Source organism: Mucilaginibacter sp. GW821-FHT07G05 (assembly GCF_059418565.1).
In genome coordinates this window covers 137,079-157,672 of record NZ_JBWKQC010000005.1, presented here as the reverse complement: position 1 = coordinate 157,672, position 20,594 = coordinate 137,079, and the positions used below count along the sequence as shown (strand labels likewise).

The window sequence follows — 20,594 nt, the reverse complement described above, 5'->3', positions numbered from 1 at the left end:
CTAAGCAATTTTAGGTTTACTATGTCGAGTAAGTTTTTCTCTTTCAGCCGTAACCAGGGTGTTGTTATGGTTACCGTATTTTTTCTGGTGGCTATCGGGGCTATATATTTCTTTAAATATGTACCCAACAGGCAGCGCGAACTGGAAGAAAAGCAATTCCGTGGATTGCAAAATATTGAAAGCAATGTATCCCGAAAAATAGATAACTCGCTGGCCTTATTAAAAACGCTGAGCGATGCGTACGTGGCCGATAGTCCTAACTATCGGAGAGCAGCCGTAAAAACCTACGCGAAAAGCTTCCCCGAACAAAACTTTACGGTAGATGTAAATGTGCTCCCTGCCTCCAAAAAGCAAGACTCCAGTCAAAAAAATATCGATACCTCGTCAGTTGAATTTAATAACAGGGAAGTGATACTGCGGCTGATAAAAGAGCGAACTGAAGCAAAGATGACCTACACCATGCAGCAGTTCATGGAGCCCTTACTGTCTAAAGACATGTTTAATGAGTACATCCTTCTCAACAACAAGGATATTATTTATCAAACATTCCCGAGCGGCATTTCGGCCAACGTTATCGATTCTTTAAAAAATAGTTTCTCCAAGGGGCAAATAAAAGATGTTATTGTAAGCGGCACCACATATAAACCATTTATACAACAGCTGCATCTTAACAGCACTACTACTATTACCATAGCCGGTTTATTAACTAAAGAGAGTTACGATGCCGAAAGGAATAAACTGCCCGGCAGCGCGGTACTGCTTTTACTCACCATAGCCATTGCAGGCATACTGGCGCTACCGTGGATAAAACTGTATCAGGTTGGTAATAAAGACAGGCTTACCTGGGCCGATGGTTTGTTATCGTTCGGGGTATCTATGCTGCTGATGTCGATATTGTTTTTCGCGCTTTTTTCTTACAACAGCTCATGGCGACCGGGTGTTAAAGCAACCGAAAAATCCGGGAAGGTACTGGCAGGCAAAATTAAAAAATCGTTCGGTGCCGAAATATCCAGGGTGTATAATGTTTTAGATACCGCTGATAAACTGATCAATAAACCGGGCACAGGTAAAATTGAATCTGACGCGGTGGGCACGCTTTACGGGGCTCAGCTTAAAAAAATAACCAAAGGCATCAGCGTTAGCCAGATTTTTCAGCTGGATAAAAAAGGGATAGAGGTATACAACTGGTCGCCGGGTGGGCAGCCTTCACCGGCAGGAAACTTCTCAAACAGGGCGTATTTTCTTAATTTGAGGGATAAAAAGCCATTTTATTTAAACGGGGATGCCCGCAGTAAGTTCTCGCTGGAGCAGGTAATTTCATGGACCACCGGTACTTTTACTACTGTGCTTGCCAGGGAGTCGATAAAAAACAAAGCCGTGCCTTACATCGCTATCGCATTCGACCTGAAATGCCTCGACCGGCCAATATTACCCGCCGGGTTTATTTATTCAATTGTTGACGAGAACGGCCAGGTTTTATACCATTCTAACGTATCGCGGCAGTTGAACGAGAATTTATTCAACGAGTTTTCTGATCACACACCCTTAAAGGCGGCTATAGAGGCACGCGCCGATGTGTTTTTTAAAACAGATTATGCCGGTAAAAATTACAGTGCCTTTGTTAGCCCCATCAGCGATCTGCCTTATTCAGTGGTTATACTGGAAGATAATGCCTACACCGGTATCCGCGAACTCAATAATTTCTGCTTTAGCTATTTTATGTTGTTCGGGTTCTTTTTTATTTTGGCGATAGAATTGTTGCTGGTGTTTATTGTATCGTACAAAAAGCGTTACTACAAAAAAAGACATTTCGATATTTCGTGGATAGGCCCTAACGAGCGCTTTCATCAGCAGTACAATATTTCTTCGGTTGGTAATATCTTAACCATCATATTATTGTTTGGCGCCTTTTTCTGCACTACTTTTTTGCAGTATGTTTTCATTTTGCTGCTGGCCGCCACCATGAGCTTTATCTTTATCACTTGCCTCTATATTTTAGGTTATGATGAAGAGGACGATCCCGGTTTGATCAGCGATAAAAGAAACGGCCTGATCACGCTGGGTATTGTAATGCTTATCATCAACCTGTTCGCGGCAAATTTTACAAAAATTGTCCCGGTATTGGTTTTTCAGGGGATGTTGGGTATCATTTTACTGCTTTTAGGCTGGTACCACAAGGAGACGAAAAATAACAGATCAACCAATAACCGTGGCAGCTGGAATTTCAGCAGCAGTTTTTCATTGATGACTTTTACACGCCTTATTATCACCAGCGGCCTGCCGGTGGTTTCGTTCTATATAGCTACAACAACCTACGAGGTAAAGTTGATATCGCGTTACCGGCACACCGAGTTTTTAAAGAGCCTGCAACGGGATACCAGTATTGATCTTGACCATTTTAGCGCTGCCAGGTTTTACCTCGATTCGGTTTGGATAGTTAAGGTGGATACTGCGAGCGATACGATAAATCATGCCAATACAGCCGATGATTATTGTGCCAACGCGCTATTCAAAAAACTGATGATAGGGGCCGATGACCTGATGCCTGAAATTAAGGAGCTTGATCATGACGCGGCTGATACTTCGCTGATCTACAGCAGCCTGTTTAAGCAGGGAGTAGCAAGATCTTATTATTACTATCAAAACAAAAAACACTTCCATGTGGAGTCCGCCAACCTTTGGTATACACTGCCTAATGCTTTTGACCCCGATGATTGGTTTGTAGGGATTATTTACTGGCTTGTGTTTTTTGGAGCACTGGGTGGTTTTTGGTTTGTGCTGCACCATATTTTACGAAAGCTATTCGCCCTCAACATCACCTCCGAAGCTTATTGGGATGATATTGATACGCTGCTGCTCACTCATAACACACTTAACTCATTGGTGTTCCTTATCGGTTCGCCGGGTTCGGGCAAACTGGGGAAGGTAAAGAAGCTTATTGAAAAAGAGCTCATAAATGATAAAAACGGCAACCCTATTATTGATGCCGGCGACGATCAGCGGGATCCTACTTTTATTGTGATAGATATGATCCTGATTCCTAATGGAGAAGATAGCGAAGAAGAAAAGCAGCTATGGGAAGATATTTTGAAGAAGGCAGATAAGGATCAGTATAAATTGATCATCGTTAATCACTTTGAATACGATATTAAAAACCCGAAAACCAATACGATCAAACTGAACCTGTTGGAAGCGCTGCTGCAAAAAAATAAGAGTAAGTTACTGGTGATCTCTACCGTGCACCCGGTTAACTTTTTAGATTCGCTTAACCAGGAGCAAAGCGACAAAGCAAAAGACCAGCGGCAACCCGAGCATGAACTGGAAAGATGGCATGTGCTTTTAGGTCATTTCAATATCGCTATTGAACGACTTAAAAACTGCGAAATCAAATTTAGTGACGACATGGCTGCCTGGGAACGCATGTTGTTATACGAAACCCGTAACACCCACTTCCTGCAACGCCTGCGCGAACCTGTACTGGAAAAATTGAAAGAGAAGCAGGCAGAGAATTTAAAGAAAGGCGAGCAGATAAAAGAACTTGACGGCGACTCATTATCGGCCAAGCTGGGAGTAACCTCACACTATTTTTATATGTACGTGTGGCAATCGCTCACTAAGGAAGAAAAGTTTTTGCTGTACGATTTGGCCGAAGACGGCCTGGTAAACCCATACGACGATTATAATCTCACACTGCTGATAAGCAAAGGGTTGATTATCAGGGAAAATAATATCCTTAAGATCTTTAATAACGAGTTCAGGAATTTCATACTTACCGCTATAGGCCATGCCGAGGTAGTGCAAATTCAGCAGCAAATTAAAGATACCGGCAACTGGGGCAAGCTAAAAGTACCGTTGCTGATACTGATCGTAGCTGTTCTTATCTTCCTGTTCACTTCACAAAAAGAAGCCTATTCTACACTGCTCAAATACCTGGCTATTATTACCGCCGGTGTACCTATTGTATTGAATACGTTATCATTGTTGAAACCGAAACCAAAGGATGGTGGTTCAGGAACGTAATTGAGGGTTATAAATAAGTGCTATTAAAAAGTCGTCATTGATTTTTAATTGCTTTGGGGCTTTGAAGGCTAAATGAGAATGGCTCACACGCACTCCACTGTCATGCTGAGGAACGAAGCATCTATCGTAGATAAGCATAGCGAAGAAGATTCTTCAAACGTTTAGAATGACAGGTTTTTTAACATATCATGGGTAGGAACGAAGCAATATTTACTTAGGTTGTTCTTGTGCTATAATTAATGTTAGTCTGCTCTTGGGCGCAGTGCCCCATTACTTTTGAGGGCAAAAGTAACAAAACCCTTGTCCAGCAAAAGGCTTCTTTGCCGCACAAGGCCATCCCCTGCAAATCAGTCAGAACTTAGGGCTGGAACTTTTGCGCCATGCTTCGCCGCACATTTCCTCCCCACATGCAACAAGTTCCTATGCCCGCCTTTGCGCTCATGGCCTCCACAGTTCTGCCCGTTTTCGCCCGAAGCTGTTTGCTGACGAGAAAAGGAATGATATAAAAATATAAAGCTCTCTCCTTTGGAGAGGGTTGGATGAGGCAAAACAATAGCCTAACCCTTACACAAACGCCGCCACTCCATTCTTATACCTCGATACACGGTCGCTTAGGCCGTTGTAGCCGCCGTTTATTTTGCGGGTGATCAGTTTAAAATGATCGAGGTTGGGGCGTTCTTCTATTGATGTATGGATATTGATGTTATCGGCGATAGCGTTTAATGCGCGGTTATTCCAAAACCAGCCGGCGCTTAATGCGGCGTATTTTAACTGTTGCGGACTGCACACATCAATATTTTTACCGCCAAGCAAGGGTGGATTATTCACAAAATCCTCACCAAAATCGGTACCGAGCCATTTGTAGTTTCCACGGCCGGTTATTTGTATCAGGCCGCGACCTTTGTAGCGTATGCCATCGCCCGGGTGTGTATTACCTAAATCGGTACGACCTTCGTAAGCACGCCCGCTGGCCAGTTCTTCGGTGAAAAATAACCCGGCACTTTCATGGCCCAATTGGGCTAAAAAGCATAGCTGTCTTATCGGCGTGTTGATCTGGTATTTTGTGCAGGCGGCGGTAATGTAAGGCAAAAACTTTTGCGCGTTATTTAAAGTGCTGCCGGTGGCGGCTTTTATCTTTGCTGCATCCAGCGTTACCGGTGCCGCGGGGGTAAATAGTGCTACACCACTTCCCGAATAAAAGAAACCAGCGGTATCCTGGTACCATTTACCCAACGATGGATTGGGGATGTTGGCTACGTCTACTTCCTGTCCGTCAAATTCAAAGCCTTTTGCTACTTTTTCAACAATGCTGGCATCATCGGGTAAACTTGCCGGGATTGATCTGCGCTTGTTGAGTACGGTTGCGGTTACAATATAATGTGCCATTTTTGTGATTGTTTAATGTATGTTGTTGTAATACTATGCTTCTTTCTTTGGCTCGGGTTTGTTGCCATTCCCGCGCAGATTGGCTACCTTATTAAGCAGTTCGAACCAAAACGGCGCGCCCATCATTATGGCCAAAATCGTTGCTGCCAATCCCGCCACCTTGGTTGGTATGAGCCACCAGCAAAACACACCTTGACTGTTTTTAAAAATGCGGTTGTTCCAGCCCAAAGGTATCGCATCATCCAGCGCCGCCTCAGCCGAACGTAATGTATTCACACGGGCAGATAAAGTATCAGTGATCTGCTGCATAGTTTGGGCGGTAGTATCATTGGTAGCATGCGCGGTTTTCAGGTTTTGTACTTGTTTTATCAGTGCGGTATCCTTAGTGGCGGCATAAGCCTGGCCCGCTACATGCGCTCTCGCTGTAGGGTTGCTATATAAATATTGTGTAATGCTAACGGTATCGGCATTTAAAAAAAGCACAACCACTACCGATGTCCAAAAGGTAAACGGACGGGCGAGCCTTGTTTTTAAAGAACCGCTTACCCGCTGCATGTTGGTATCGTACCAGGTTTCTACCTTTGATTTGAATAGGTCTATCTCACTGGCTGTTTTTGTGCTTATGGCAGCATAGTTGGCTTTTGCTTCGCTGGCATAGCTTAGGAGCACACGCCTTAGTTCGGTTGGCAGGGCATCGCTGTTTTCTATTGATGTAACAATGTTAGTAAGATCGTGGGCGATACTTTTAGGGTTCTTTTCATCAAAGGTCACCTTTTCCAGCAGCGCCTCGGTAAAGTTGCGGGCATCCATGTACGAGTTTGACGAGCCTTTTGAGGATAATGCCGTGGTAGAGCAGTGATCCATAATAGCCTGCCCCAGCAATTCTTTTTTTCCGCTTGAGGTTGTAATTTCTTTATCAAAAATTGTTAACAGCCATTTTTCGAGCATTTTGGCGCGATACTTTCCAACGGTAATTAAAATTTCAACCATTGAACTGCAAATAATACTCAGCAGGAAATAGATAAATATAATACCTACAACCAAATCAAGAATAGGAAAGCCACTCATAAATTATATAGTGATTAAGGGTTTACTTAGTAGCAGCCGGGAATAACCGAACCGGGGTATAGTTCGCCATGTAATTGGTGTTATAATGTTAAGTATATTCTTTTAATTTTTAATGAATTTTTTGTTAAAATATAATTGATAATCAAATGATTGAGATGATTTATGTGCAATGGTGTGAGGTTTTGAGAAATGGCATGTCTGTGCATGAGTATTTGTAGGAATGATAACATTTTATCGGCACCTGCAAAATGTCGCATTTATTCAATGGCAGGCCTGGTGCAAGGGGTAGTTTTGCAGTGTTAATAAATTAGTTTACACATTAAAAATCAATAACATGCACACCCAACCAGACCTTACGGCTATGGAGCCGGGAAAACAATTTATAGTTTTCGGGCACTTTTTTAACATGCTGGTAACCGGCGACGAAACCGATGGCCGCTATTTTATTTATGAGGATGTAACGCCTCCGGGTGCGGGCCCGCCGCCGCATACCCATCCGGATGAAGAGCTGTTTTACATTATTGAAGGCGACTATGAGTTTATCCTGAACGATCTGTCGAAACCATTTAAGGTAGCGCCGGGCAAACTGGTGAAAATACCTGCAAATGCCGTGCATTGCTTTAAAAATGTAGGCACAACACCGGGCCGCACCATTACCATGCTGTTACCCGGCGAGTTGGAACAATATTACCGCGCGGTAGGTACACAGGTATTTGATGCCAACCAAATTCCCGACCTGTCGAAAACACCCGACTACGCCAACATGGATCTGTCGAAAGCATTCGCGCTGGCACCGGAGCATAACGTACATTTTGTAGTGCCCGAGGGCGTTTAAATCGAAAAGTGTTTGTCTTTTCTTGTTTGTTTACGGGCGATGATGCAAATCATCGCCTTTTTAATACATCAATTGTAACATTCGCGCCTGTTTTTAAGTCTTGGTAGTAATAATGAATTACAGGGAATACGTACCAACAACCGTTTTACAGCCTTATATTGATTGTTACTGGTATTGCGAGATGCAGGCATCAGCCGGCGTGGAGGTACCCGTACAACGTTGTATCCCATTGGGTACCGTTGAATTGATCGTTCAGATCAACCTGAAACCCTGTACCATTATGGATACTGACGGGGTTTATCGCGACAGTGCCGGCATTTATTTTACGGGGCTTTATACTGATGCCGCCTTCTGGAAACCGTCAACCGATAATGCCATGTTCGGCATACGCCTGAAACCCGAAAGCCTTATCGAGCTATTTAAATTGCCCGCTAACCTGCTGGTAAATAAGGTAATTAATGCCGAAGATTTGCTTGGTAAATCGGCAAAGCTGATGTGTGATGAAATGACGGGTGTTTTTGATGTGAGCCGCCTGATACAGATAGCCGAGAAATACCTGCTTGCCCTGGCTTGGAATATCGACAATCGCCATAACTATGTGGTAGGGGCTTGCCGCCTCATTCGCAGTACAATGGGCAGCCTTTCTGTTGAAAACATGAGCGAACGGCTCTACATCAGCAAACGCCAGCTGGAACGTTGCTTTAAAGACCAGTTTGGTACCAGCCCTAAGACCTATCAGCGTATTATCCGCTTCAGAAATGCTTATACACGGGTAAGGCTGGCAAGAGAAAGCCGCCTGCGGTGGACGGAGATCAGTTACGCGGCGGGCTATGCAGATCAGGCACACTTTATTCGCGATTTTAAAGCCTTTACAGGCGAGCTGCCCACCACACTTGTTGAAAATACAGACGCCTTTTTTCAAACACTCGAAGTTTCTGCGGCATTATAATCATCATAATATTGCTAACTGTTTAATTGGCAACGATTGCGTAAATAAATACCTGCTAAATCGATTGGTTTTTATCACTCTGCTTATAAATTGGCTGTATAATATTTTACGTCAGGTAATTGACGTATTTTTAAATAAGCCAATCATAAACCAATTAAACTCAAATTAAGCAATGGAAACTCAACCATTATTAAATGGGAGCAGGCGTTTTGCAATGTTCGCTATGTTATTGTGCGCATTTTGCTCTGCCCAAATAACCTTCGCTCAAACCAATGAGCCGTTTGCACCTGCCATATTGCCCGGCAATGGCCTTAAACATTTCGATTTCTTTTATGCAGGCGAGGCACAAGCCCGCAACATGTACATTGTGCGTAATGGCAAAATAACCTGGGAGTACATTGATACCACCGGCAGGGGCGAAATAAGCGATGCCATATTAATGGCCAATGGCAATGTGCTGTTCGCGCATCAGTACGGTATCACCCTAATTAACAAGGCCAAAAAAGTGCTTTGGCATTATGATGCTCCTAACGGCTTTGAAACCCATACTGCCCAGCTTATAGGTGCCGAACATGTAGTATTTGTGCAGAACGGGAACCCGGCTAAGGTTATCGTGATCAACATTAAAACTGATAAGGTGGTGAAGGAATTTACGTTGCCTTTTAAAAGCGGCACCCACGGACAGATCAGGCATGCACGTTTAACCCCTGCGGGTACCCTGCTGGTAGCACACATGGATTTGGGCAAGGTTAACGAGTATGATAGTAACGGTAAAATACTTTTATCAATAGATGTGCCGAGTGTATGGTCGGCAGCGCCGTTAAAGAATGGTAACATATTGGTGGCCAGTAACCAAAACTTTGTAAAAGAAATTACACGCAAGGACGAGGTGGTTTGGGATATACAATTGAAAGAAATCCCCGGCTACAAAATAACCGACCCGCAACTGGCTGTTCGCCTCCCGAACGGGAATACACTGATAAACAATTGGTTTAACCAATGGGATAAGAAACTGGATGTTAACAATGTGCCGGTTCAGGCTATTGAGGTTACTCCGGATAAAAAGATAGTATGGGCATTACGTTCATGGGTTACACCTGTAAACCTTGGCCCGGCAACTACAATTCAAGTACTTAATAATACTGATAATGGTACCGAAAAAGCCTATTTTGGCGATATCAGGTAAATTGTGGTAATTTATATCAACCCTTATAAATACTAATGAAACGAATATTGGTGCTTTTGTTCCTGATGACGGCTTTAACCGCCTTTGCTCCTGAAAAGAAGCTGACGTGGATGGCTATTGGTGATTCGATTACCTACCACAACGGCAAACCCGAGGAAACCAAAAACAGGATAACAAAAGGATATATGGATAGGGTAGTTGAAAAGCTGCCCTACATACATTTTGCCAATCATGGTCATGGTGGTTGGACGGCCCGGAGCATTGCTGACAATATTAATAACCTGGGCTTGGAAAAGGCCGATTTTTATTCGGTGTTCTTAGGAACGAACGACTGGTGGACGGGTTTGCCAATAGGTACCATGAGCAATTATGAGCATGCCACCGGTAACCAAACTGTGTATGGCGCCTATCGTACCATTATCAATAAGATCCGCAGCTTGAACAGCGACGCGGTTATTATCCTCATCACCCCAATGCAGCGTACCGATTTTGTTGACGTGAATAATTCGTCGAGCATTATCTACGGTTCTTATAAGGCTAAGGATGGCCGCTTTTTATCCGACTACGCCGATGCTATTAAGGCTATAGCCAAAGCAGAAAATTTTAAACTGGTTGATTTGTATTATAAAAGCGGCATTACGCCAAAAAACGCGGTGAAGTACCGCCGCCTGCGCGACCCCAAGACCGGCGAGTATAAAAATTATACTTATCCCGATTATATCAATATTCCGTTTAATCCCGCTACCGATGATTACCCTTACCCGGTTGATGCCATGGATATGACCTACGACGGTTTGCACCCATCAGACAAAGGGCATGCGCTGATTGCCAAAATGCTGGTTAAAATAATGGAGAAATATTGATTTTGTTAGATTTAGTAAATCGGTTTTATGAATAGTTTGCTAATTTAGCAAGCTATGAAACCATTTATATCCTGCCTGTTATCCGTTGTTTTATTATTTGCTTTTAAACCATCATCGCTGCAAGCGCAGCAAAAAGATGGTGCCGTAATTGCCGGTGATTTTGCCGATCCGTCGATCATTAAAAGCGGTAATACGTATTACGCGGTAGGTACTTCGTCGGAGTGGGCGCCGCATTTCCCGGTTTACACCTCAACCGATCTGAAGAGCTGGAAACAGACAGGTTATATTTTCGATAAGGCCCCGGCATGGACGTCCGGTTCGTTTTGGGCACCCGAGTATTATAAGATCAACGATACCTATTACATCTACTATACGGCCCGCCGAAAATCTGACAATACTTCGTTCATCGGCGTAGCCACCTCAAAATATCCCGACAGGGGCTTTACCGACCATGGTATTATTGTTGAATTTGGTAAGGAAGCGATAGACGCATTCATTATAAAAGATAATGGTCAGTTGTATATTACCTTTAAAGCTTACGGTCTTGATGACCGCCCGATTGAAATATTAGGTTCCAAATTGTCTGCCGATGGCTTAAAACTGGAAGGCGAAACGTTTTCATTATTGAAAGATGAACCACGCATAGGCATGGAAGGGCAAAGCATCATCAAAAAGGATGGTTATTACTACCTGTTCTATTCGGCGGGTAACTGTTGCGGTGTACAGTGCAGTTACAACGTGAGGGTAGCGCGCGCTAAAAATTTCAAAGGCCCTTACGAGGTTTACGGCAACAACCCTATACTCACAGAAAATGACAACTGGAAATGTATGGGCCATGGTACCTTCGTAAAAATTAACGATAATAAATACGAATACCTGCACCATGCCTACAATAAAAAAAGCACGGTTTTCACCGGAAGGCAAGGTTTGTTATCTGAACTGAGCTGGCCAAAAAAAGGTGGCTGGCCGGTGTTTAAACCGCAGGTAATTGCAGGGCCGGCGGTAGGCAATATCAACGAAACCTTTACTGCTGCTACACCAGGTAAATACTGGCAGTGGGATTTCCGTAACTCGTGGCCGGTAGTAAAACAGCAAAAAGGTGTGTTGCATTTATCGGGCAAGGTGAAAGCGGGCAACGAAACAGGGATAGTTTTAACCGCCAGGCCGGTATCGGGTAGTTTTGAAATGACCACAACCGTTGCCAACCATAACGAAGCGCTTAAAGGCCTTGCCTTTTATGGCGATGCCAACGCGGCTATAGGTATTGGCACCAGCGGTGATAAAGTAATTTTATGGCAGGTAAAAGATAATAAATACACCATATTGGCCGAAGCAAAGGCCGCCACAGGCTCACCGGTACAATTAAAACTCTCGCTGAACAATAGCACTACTTGCAGTTTCTTCTACAAGCAAGGCAACGGCGAATGGCAACCCTTAACTTTAGCTACACCTATCGACATTAACTTTTTACCCCAATGGGACAGGAGCCCCCGCGCGGGCCTGCACTTTAAAGGCAATGCAGCGGAGGAAGCGCAGTTTTCGGCGTTTGGTGTTGTAAATAAGTAGATCTGCGAGGTAGATTAAAAGTATCGTCATTGAGAGGAACGAAGCAATCTCTACTTAGGTTTCACTTATGCTATTATTAACGTTAGCCTGCTCTTGGGCGCAGTGCCCTATTACTTTTGAGCTCAAAAGTAACAGACTAAGCGAAGCGATCTCATGAGCACCTATAAAAAACAAATAAACAGCAAATAACGGCTTGTCCAGCAAAAGGCTTCTTTGCCGCACGAAGCCATTACCCTGCAAATCGGCCAGAACTTGGGGCTGGAACTTTTGACCCATTGCTCATTCCTCCCCACATGCAACAAGTTCGCTATGCCCGCCTTTGCGCTCATGGCCAACAACAGTTCTGCCCGCTTTCGCCCGAAGCTGTTTGCTGACCTTAAAGTTATAAATCCTTGTTTTTAACTTAACCTTGGCTTCACACGCGGAAGATAATCTTGTAAGATTCTAATCACTTTTTAATTTATCACATGAAAAAAATCTTACTAAGAGCTCTTGTAATTTCTGTAGTGGCCTCAACCGGCTGTTCAAAAGATCATAATGATACTCCCGTAACGCCTATTACCTATCCTGATATGGCCGAGGCCGTTGATCCTACGGTGTTGTTCACCACCTCTGCCGGTGTAAAAGTTTACAATGGCGGCTTCGGTTCAGCCGTTGCTGCTGATCCAAATTCACCGGATGTATTTTACATGCTTACCGACCGTGGCTCGAACGTAGCGGGTACGGCAGCTAATTCTATCATCATCGGTAAACCCGATTTTGATCCGCAGATAGGTAAATTCAGGTTGAAAGATGGCAAGCTTTATTTAGAGCAGGTAATTGAACTTAAAAATAGCACAGGCGGTAAACTGAACGGTTTACCAAACCCGGCAGGCATGGGTGCATCAGGCGAAACCGCTTACGACCTAAACGGTACCGTTATTGCGCCAAGCGCTGACGGTATAGATTCGGAAGGTTTGGTAAGGGCAGCCGATGGCACGTTCTGGATCAGCGATGAGTACGGTCCGCACATTGCGCACTTTGATGCTACCGGTAAAACTATTGAGCGTATCAACCCGTTTGGTACAGGTACCGGCGGTCGTAAAATTCCGGCTGTATTTGCCAATCGCAGGGCTAACCGTGGTATGGAAGGTTTGGCCATTACACCTGATGGTAAAACATTGGTAGGTATGATGCAATCGCCAATGTACAACCCCAATAAAGCTGCTGTAGCAAGTTCGGTAGTATTGCGTATCCTTACTTTTGATATAGCTACCGCTACTACAAAACAATACGCTTATTTAATGGATAACACTACCCTTACCGGTGTAAGCGATATCGTAGCTGTTAACGCAACCACCTTTTTAACCATTGAGCGCGACGGACTTTTCGGCGGTAATGCCACCAGCCCGGCTACGTTTAAAAAAGTGTTCAAGATTGATTTGAGCGCCGCTACCGATATCTCTGACCCTGCAAACGGGCCAACCGGTAAATTATTCGGTGGCAAAACGGTTGAAGAGCTGAACAACGCCGCCGGCTTAGAAGCCGTGGGTATTAAACCGGTTACCAAAACATTAGCGGTCGACTTATTGAAAGATCTGCCATCTGTTTATCCGCACGATAAGGCCGAAGGTTTGGCCTTGTTACCGGGCAATATCCTGGTTATTTCAAACGATGACGACTTTGGTGTAGTGGATAACGGTGCAAGCGGTTTCGCGCAAAAAATACTGCCATTAACCAATTCGGTTGATCGTAACCGTTTATATTTCTTTAAACTGAAATAATAAACTCATACAAAAATATGAACGGGGCTGTTACATCAATGTAGCAGCCCCGTTTTTTGTTACGATGTAAACTTTAACCAATTGCTGTAAAAAATTACCTAATTTTACTACACCACCGCGGGTGCTTTCATAAAAGAAATCACCGGTGATTTTAAATTGACTATACAAGACCTCTTTAATTTAATTCGTTTTGAACACGACGAATCGGCTTTTAACGCGTTATACCGTACACAAGTGGTTAAGCTTTCGCGTTTTGCCCGCTCGTTTCTGGATGATAACGAAGCCTGCAAAGAGATAGTGAACGATGTTTTTTTACGCATGTGGCTCAACCGCGATAGCTTGCACCAGGTGCGCAATGTGCAGGTATACTTATATGTATGTGTTAAAAATGCCTGCCTTAACTACCTGAAAAGTGTTTCATCGCGCAAGGTACGCGAGTTAACGGTTGCCGGAAAACTGTATTTCCGGCTGGATGCCGACCCTTCCGAACTGCTCATCAGTAAAGAGCTCCACCTTGAAATTACCAGGGCCATTAACAACTTACCGCCCCGTTGCAAACTGATCTTTAAAATGGTGAAGGAAGACGGCCTGAGCAGTAATGACGTGGCCGCGATACTCGAACTCTCCAATAAAACCGTATTTGCCCAACTGGCCATAGCCCTAAAACGCATCGAAGGCGTTGTTAATTCGTACCAATAAACGGTTTCTTCCAAAAAAATAAAAAAAGTTTAAAATGCCTTAGGAAAATACCCGGGCGTAGTTGTCCTTGCTTCAGAATATTATGGGAAAGTCACGATTTACCGAGCTGATGGCCAAAAGCCTTGCAGGTTCGGCCAGCGAAGATGAACTGAAGGAGCTTGAGCGGTTCCTTGAGCAATCTCCGCGCTATAAAAAAATGCAGCAGGTAACCAATGCCATTGTTCAGGATGATAACGAAGCCGAAAATATAAATGTTGAATCGCAAATAGAAGAGCTGTGGGGCAGGATCAACAACGCGGAGCAGAACGAAGAAGTTGTTCAGCTTAGCGAAGCCCCTGTAAGGCATATCAGCATTATGAGATGGGCAGGCGCCGTGGCCGCCATGCTGGTGATAGCCATATCAGTTTTCTTTTTTTATAATCGTAAGCAGGAATCGATAAAGATCGCCTACCAAACAATTAATGTTCCTCTTGGCAAGGTAATGCAGGTCACACTGTCCGACGGTACAAAGGTTAAACTTAATGCCGGCAGCCATTTCTCGTACCCTGCAACTTTTTCGGGTGCTAAGCGCGAAGTTAAATTAGATGGAGAAGGTTTTTTTGAGGTGACAAAAAACGCGGATATGCCCTTTTTTGTACATACCACCGGTATTACGGTGCGTGTATTGGGCACCGTATTCAACGTAAAGGCCTACGGTGCTGATGCTAAAATAGAAACCACGCTTTTAGAAGGTAAGATACAGGTTGAACTGGCCGGTGATAGCGAAAAGAAGATCATCCTTACCCCGCACGAAAAACTGACGGTTAATAAAACGCTTACAGCCAACCAGGCAAAAGCTATTGGTAACGAAGTTTCACCTATAAAATATGAAGTGGCCGCCTTGCCCGAAACAGGGGAGAGCGTATATCCGGAAAATGCCTGGATAGAGAACAAGATCATGTTTGCCAATACCAGTTTCGATGAGGTGGCTTTAGCTATGGAGCGTAAATACAATGTGCACATCATATTTAAAGATGAAGCGCTGAAGAAAGAGCAGATCAGCGGTGTACTGGAGAATGAGAGCCTGCCGAAGGCGCTGGGATTGTTGAAGCAGATAACCCCTTTGCAAGCAAAAATGGTTAATGATACCGTTTACCTGGGGCGTAAATAAAAGCAAAAACTAATTAAAATAATAACTTAACCCCTAAAGTATGAACAAAAAAAATTACCTGACAGATTCCTGAAATTACCCGATATAAATAAGGGAAGAGTTACGACCTCTTCCCCTTAAAAATCTGGGATTTAGTATTGAGAGTAAGACGATTTTCGACGGCGACTTACTCTATCCATTAATTTTCAAAACAAAAGTAATGAAAAAATTAAGAAGGGCATTTGCCAGTCCGGGTGCCTCTGTATGCCTAAAAGTTATATTGCTAATGAAAGCAACTTTCCTTTTAATTCTTGTTACGTGTATGCAGGTTTCCGCGCATGTGTACTCGCAGCAAAAATTTACCCTTAGTATAAAGCAAACGGAAGTGAGCAGTATACTAACCAAAATGCAAAAACAAAGCGATTATCGCTTTTTTTACAACTACGCTGCGCTCAAAAAGCTGGGCAAGGTTGACGTGGATATTAAGGATGCCACTGTTGAACAGGTTTTGGCGCTTATTATCAGCAATAAACTATCCTACAAGTTCTCTGACGATCATGTGGTGGTAATTTCCACACCCGAAGCCGCCGATAGCCAGGTAGCCATAAAAGGTAAGGTAGTTGATACCGCCGGGGTTGAGCTGATAGGTGTTACCGTGCGTTTGCAAGGTACTAATATTGCTACTTCAACTGATGTTACCGGTGCCTTCAGCATTGAGGCGCCTGTTAATGGTATACTGGAGTTTAGCTACATAGGTTACGAAAAAAAGCTGGTAACCATTACGGGTAATCAGCCGCTTAACGTTACTATGAAAAGCCTGCCATCATCGCTTAATGAAGTGGTGGTAGTAGGTTATGGTACCAGTAAAAAGGTTGATATCACAGGTTCGGTAGCCAGTGTAAAGGGTGCCGACTTGCAGAATTTACCGGTAAGTACTGCTGCCCAGGCACTTGAAGGCCGGGCCAGTGGTGTTAACATTGTACGTAACGATGGTTCGCCGGGTGCCGCGCCAAGCATCAGGATCCGGGGTACAGGTACGCTTAACGATGCCAACCCGCTCATTATTATTGATGGTGTGCCTACAAGCAATCCCGACGCGTTAAATGATATTAACCCTAATGATATCGCTTCGGTAGACATTTTGAAAGATGCTTCGTCGAGTGCTATCTACGGTACACGTGCTGCTAACGGTGTGGTATTGGTAACTACTAAAAAGGGTACTTACAGCCAAAAGCTCTCAACCACAGTTAATTTTTACAGTGGTTTTTCAAACTCTACTAAATACATCAGCTTGTTAACAGCGCCCGATCTTTATCAGCTTAAGCGTGAGCGTTACACTAATGATGGTCAGGATATTCCAGATATCTGGAACGATAACTATTACGCTACACAGCGTACAGATTGGCAACGTGCCATTATGGGTACAGGCCATGTTACCAATGGTGATGTGAACATACAAGGCGGTAACGATGTATCAAACTATTACTTTTCTACCTCTATATATAATGAGAAGGGTATTATCGATAAGTCGGACTTTAAACGCTACAGCGTTCGTATCAACTCAGAACACAAAGTAAAACCATGGTTAAAACTGGGCGAGAATGTACAGCTTACCTTTGCCGATAATAACGGCTTTGATAACAACAACTCACAAACAGGCTTAATCTTCTCGGCATTGCGTTTTAATCCGGCAATCCCATTGGTTAACCCCGATGGTACCTATGGTACAGCGAAGGCCAACAGCCAGTTAGGCGATATCAATAGTCCGTATTCAACCATTCAGCAAGCCGATAGGTTTAACCGTAAATACAGGGTGCTGGCCAACGCCTTTGCTGAGGTTAGTATTATTAAGGATTTGAAATTCAGGGTTAATTATGCTTTTGACGGTGCTATTGGCCGCGCTTATAATTTCAGCATTGCCGATGTTAACCAGGTAAGGCAAACTACCGCTTCAACTTTAACACAAACTGAAACTGAAGCATCTTCACAACTGGTAGAAGGATTTTTAACTTATGATAAGCAACTGAATAAAAGCCATATAACACTTACCGGTGGTGTTTCGTACCAAAACTTTAAAGGCAGCGATTTTAGCGCAGGCCGCGTGGGTTTTGATGACACCTCATTTGACCAGCGTATACTTAATAACGGAACATCGCTGCTTAATGCTACCGGAAGCTTTGCACAGCCATCTTCGCTGGCATCGGGTTTCGCAAGGGGTTTTTATGATTACGACGGTCGCTTCTTGGCTACTGTAACCTTCCGTGCTGATGGTTCATCACGTTTTGCTCCCGGTAACCGTTGGGGATATTTCCCTGCATTCTCATTGGGTTGGAGGTTATCTAACGAGCCATTCATCAAAAAGATCGACTGGATAAGCAACCTGAAATTAACAGGCGGCTGGGGCGAATTGGGTAATCAAAGTGTGAGGCCATTTCAATACCTTAGTTTGATTACTGTTAACAATACCTATGGTAATGGCGGTTATGCTTTCGGTGGTACCGGTGTAAGTGGTTCGGCAATTACTACTATCGCTAACCCCGATATCCATTGGGAGCGTACACAAATGACTAACATCAGCTTGGAAGCCGGTTTCCTGAATAATCAATTGAATGGTACGTTAACCTATTTCAATAAAAACACACAGGATATGTTAACAACGCCTCCATTGGTGGGTACTTATGGTTTGGTATCAATCCCTGATCAGAACATAGGTAAAATGAATAACAAAGGTATTGAGGTTGAAGTAAATTACCAGGGTGGCAATGAAGTGAAATATAGCATAGGCGCCAATGCCGCGTTCATCAAAAACAAGGTAACGCAGTTAAATGGTGTTGGTAGTTACGTAGGTTCAACAGTGTACGGGCGTTCGAGCCAGGAAATTTCCAGAACTTATGAAGGACAGTCTATCGCGTCTTTTTATGGATGGAAAACAAACGGGCTTTACCAAACGCAAGCCGAAATTGACAGCGACCCAGCCTTGGTAAATGACTCGCGTAAAGCAAGTATAAAACCGGGTGATGTTCGTTTCCTCGATTTGAATAATGATGGTGTAATTGACGGATCTGACCGTACCAACATAGGTAACCCCAACCCAAATGTAACCGCGGGTTTACAGGGTAGCGTAAAATATAAAGGGTTTGATTTAGCAGCCAATTTTACCGGCGTATTTGGTGTAAGCCTTTACAATGCCGACAGGATGCAGGGTATAGACCCTACCTATCCGTTCAATATGTATGCAGAAACCCTTAACCGCTGGACCGGTCCCGGAACCAGCAACACCATACCGCGTATGACGCTTGATGCCGCTAATAATAATTATCGTACTTCTGACCTGTTCGTTGAAAACGGCAGCTATTTCAGTATGAAGAATATCACTATCGGTTACACCTTGCCGGAAAGCTGGGCTAAAAAAGCCGCGTTAAGCAGTGTAAGGTTCTATGCATCGGGCCAAAACGTGTTTATGATAACCGGTTACAAAGGTTACACGCCTGAACTTGGTTATACCAACGGCAATGTGCAAAGAGGGGTTGACGTAGCGCAATACCCTGCCGTACGTACAATTACATTTGGTGCAACAGTTAAATTATAACCTCATGAAAGCAAAACATATAGTATATATAACAATGGCGCTGGTTATTACTTTAACCACTGCCTGTAAAAAAGCGCTTGACCTTAATCAGAAAGGCGTGTACAATACCGATAATTATTTCAGGAACGAGGCTGATGCCGTAAATGCTATAACAGGTATTTACAGTTTGCTGGAGGGCGAAGATTATATATCACACGCCGAAACCACTTTCGATATAGCGTCTGACGATTACTGGCGCTCTGGCGACCACAGTGAAGACGAAGCGATTGAAAACCTTACCTACGACGCTTCAAACGCGCAGGTAAGATATAGCTGGAAATGGAAATACGAAACCGTTAACCGTTCAACCAACTGTATCATCAACATAGCCAAGATCACCAGTATCACCGATGCCATTAAAAAACGCAGCATGGGCGAGGCTTACTTTTTCCGTGCTTTTGGCTACTGGCGTTTAATGGTAATTTATGGTGAAGTGCCTATCATTACCGAAGATGATTATACCAATAAGAATTTCAATGTGCCCAAATCATCTGTTGAAGATGTACGTAAACAAATTGAGTCTGATTTGAAACAGGCTGTTGACATGCTGCCGGAAAGCTATGGCCCTACAGATAGGGGCCGTGTAAGTAAAGGCACCGCGTTAGGCTTGCTTACCAAGCTGTATATGTATTGGGAAAAATTCCCTGAAGCCATAGCCGCCGGTCAGCAGGTAATATCAAATGCCAACTACGCGCTTGCCGCCAATTACCAGGACAATTTTACCCGTGCTAACGAGAACAGCAAAGAGATACTCTTCGCGGTGCAGGCAGTACAAAACGTAATACAAAACGATTATACCATTTATTACATTCCGCGTGCATGGGGTGGTTATGGTTTTAGCCAGCCGCTGCAAGGTTTGGCAGATGAATTTGAGGCTAATGACCCGCGCAAAGCCGCTACGCTGTTAAGCGTTGGCGACCAGATGGATTTGGGTGATGGTAAAGGTTTAACCACATTCACTGCCGATCTTTCTGCTACAGGTTACAGCTTCCGCAAATACGCGGTATTTAATACCGAGGCAGCAGGTGGTGGTCCGGATCATACTTACGCGGTGCCATTGATGCGTTCGGCAGATATTTACCTGCTGGTAGCCGAAGCGCAGATTAGAACACAAGGCGCAGGCGCAGGCGACGCGTTGATCAACCAGGTACGCAGACGTGCATCGGCAGCATTGCCGCCGGTATCAGGCGCGGGCATGACCCAACTTATCCACGAGCGCCGTGTTGAACTGGCCGGAGAAGGCGAACGCCACCAGGATTTGATGCGTTGGGATAAAGCGCAAATTGTTGATATAGCAGCTATTTATAACCTGCCGGTATCAAAAGCGCCGCTTGACAGAAATAAGACGATTAACTTTATACGCCCTAAGCACTACTACTATCCAATTCCGCAAGAGGAGATTGATAAGAGTAAGGGCGTTTTAGTTCAAAATCCTAACTTTTAAATAAAGTATACCCGGTAATTGCCGGCAGTAATATTAATTTGAGCAGATCAGCTAATTT

At 44.0% G+C, this 20,594-nt stretch carries 13 protein-coding genes; 11 read left to right on the top strand and 2 right to left on the bottom strand.

The window, feature by feature from the left end; all coding sequences use genetic code 11:
- Window positions 1-21: 21 nt before the first annotated feature.
- Window positions 22-4,020, top strand: a complete 3,999-nt coding sequence (locus tag AC07NA_RS14460; protein WP_494898254.1) for a cache domain-containing protein — start codon at window positions 22-24, stop codon at window positions 4,018-4,020.
- A gap of 564 nt (window positions 4,021-4,584) precedes the next feature.
- Here AC07NA_RS14460 and AC07NA_RS14455 read toward each other — a convergent pair.
- Window positions 4,585-5,406, bottom strand: a complete 822-nt coding sequence (locus tag AC07NA_RS14455) for a glycoside hydrolase family 19 protein (protein WP_494898252.1) — start codon at window positions 5,404-5,406, stop codon at window positions 4,585-4,587.
- A gap of 33 nt (window positions 5,407-5,439) precedes the next feature.
- Window positions 5,440-6,474, bottom strand: a complete 1,035-nt coding sequence (locus tag AC07NA_RS14450; RefSeq protein ID WP_494898250.1) for a hypothetical protein — start codon at window positions 6,472-6,474, stop codon at window positions 5,440-5,442.
- A 334-nt stretch (window positions 6,475-6,808) separates the two neighbouring features.
- On the opposite strand from AC07NA_RS14450, the gene AC07NA_RS14445 reads away from it, so the two are divergent.
- The 10 genes from AC07NA_RS14445 to AC07NA_RS14400 all read left to right on the top strand — a co-directional run bounded on the left by AC07NA_RS14445 (window position 6,809) and on the right by AC07NA_RS14400 (window position 20,536).
- Window positions 6,809-7,309 (top strand): cupin domain-containing protein, encoded by a 501-nt coding sequence (locus AC07NA_RS14445; RefSeq protein ID WP_345211222.1) that lies wholly within the window; start codon window positions 6,809-6,811, stop codon window positions 7,307-7,309.
- A gap of 112 nt (window positions 7,310-7,421) precedes the next feature.
- On the top strand, window positions 7,422-8,258 hold the full coding sequence (locus tag AC07NA_RS14440; protein WP_494898249.1) for a helix-turn-helix domain-containing protein: 837 nt from the start codon (window positions 7,422-7,424) through the stop codon (window positions 8,256-8,258).
- 172 nt (window positions 8,259-8,430) lie between these two features.
- Entirely contained in the window at window positions 8,431-9,444 is a 1,014-nt protein-coding gene (locus AC07NA_RS14435; RefSeq protein WP_494898248.1) for a YncE family protein, read from the top strand.
- A gap of 35 nt (window positions 9,445-9,479) precedes the next feature.
- Window positions 9,480-10,307, top strand: coding sequence for an SGNH/GDSL hydrolase family protein (locus AC07NA_RS14430; RefSeq protein ID WP_494898247.1), 828 nt, complete (start codon window positions 9,480-9,482; stop codon window positions 10,305-10,307).
- Window positions 10,308-10,361: 54 nt separating this feature from the next.
- The gene (locus AC07NA_RS14425) at window positions 10,362-11,873 is read left to right on the top strand and encodes a glycoside hydrolase family 43 protein (protein WP_494898246.1); all 1,512 of its coding nucleotides are present in this window, start codon (window positions 10,362-10,364) and stop codon (window positions 11,871-11,873) included.
- A gap of 467 nt (window positions 11,874-12,340) precedes the next feature.
- Window positions 12,341-13,636 (top strand): esterase-like activity of phytase family protein, encoded by a 1,296-nt coding sequence (locus AC07NA_RS14420; protein WP_494898245.1) that lies wholly within the window; start codon window positions 12,341-12,343, stop codon window positions 13,634-13,636.
- Window positions 13,637-13,792: 156 nt separating this feature from the next.
- Entirely contained in the window at window positions 13,793-14,335 is a 543-nt protein-coding gene (locus tag AC07NA_RS14415; RefSeq protein ID WP_494898244.1) for an RNA polymerase sigma-70 factor, read from the top strand.
- 82 nt (window positions 14,336-14,417) lie between these two features.
- Window positions 14,418-15,485, top strand: a complete 1,068-nt coding sequence (locus AC07NA_RS14410) for a FecR family protein (RefSeq protein ID WP_494898243.1) — start codon at window positions 14,418-14,420, stop codon at window positions 15,483-15,485.
- Window positions 15,486-15,684: 199 nt separating this feature from the next.
- Window positions 15,685-19,053: a TonB-dependent receptor gene (locus tag AC07NA_RS14405; protein WP_494898241.1), complete on the top strand. Its 3,369-nt coding sequence runs from the start codon at window positions 15,685-15,687 to the stop codon at window positions 19,051-19,053.
- Between the two features lie 4 nt (window positions 19,054-19,057).
- Entirely contained in the window at window positions 19,058-20,536 is a 1,479-nt protein-coding gene (locus AC07NA_RS14400) for a RagB/SusD family nutrient uptake outer membrane protein (protein WP_494898240.1), read from the top strand.
- Window positions 20,537-20,594 lie beyond the last annotated feature (58 nt).